Raw genomic sequence first — 563 nt, 5'->3', positions numbered from 1 at the left:
CCCCCCCCCCCCCCCCCCCCCCCCCCCCCCCCCCCCCCCCCCCCCCCCCCCCCCCCCCCCGGGCCGATGGGCGAGCGCCTCGAGGGAGCCACCCGGCCCGGGCACTTCGACGGCGTGCTGACCGTCGTCGCCAAACTGCTGCACCTCACCCGCCCCGACGTGGCCCTGTTCGGGCAGAAGGACGCCCAGCAGCTGGCCCTGGTCCGGCGCATGGTGCGGGACCTGAACTTCGGCGTGGAGATCGTCGGCGTACCGACCGTGCGCGAGGCGGACGGGCTCGCCCTGTCCAGCCGCAACCGCTACCTGTCGCCCGACGAGCGCCGCACCGCCCTCGCCCTGTCCCGGGCCCTGTTCGCCGGGCGCGACCGGCACGCGGCGCAGGAGGCGCTGCGCGCCCGGGCCCGCGAGGTGCCCTCCACGCATGCGCGTGCCGAGGCGCTGAGCGCCATAGGGGAGTCCCGCGCGGCGGCCGACGCGCACGCCGTGGCCACGGCCGCCCCCGGCGGCCCGGGGGGGGGGGGGGGGGGGGGGGGGGGGGGCGGGGGGGGGGGGGGGGGGGGGGG

At 82.1% G+C, this 563-nt stretch carries 1 protein-coding gene; it reads left to right on the top strand.

Annotation, left to right across the window (positions count from 1 at the left end):
• Positions 1-563: pantoate--beta-alanine ligase (locus tag V7E45_RS40455; RefSeq protein ID WP_333779273.1), on the top strand; the 563-nt coding region annotated here is incomplete at both ends.

The organism is Streptomyces sp. IBSBF 3136 (genome assembly GCF_036815105.1).
In the GTDB taxonomy this organism is placed as follows: Bacteria; Actinomycetota; Actinomycetes; order Streptomycetales; family Streptomycetaceae; genus Streptomyces.
This window is presented reverse-complemented; position numbering and strand designations above follow the sequence as displayed.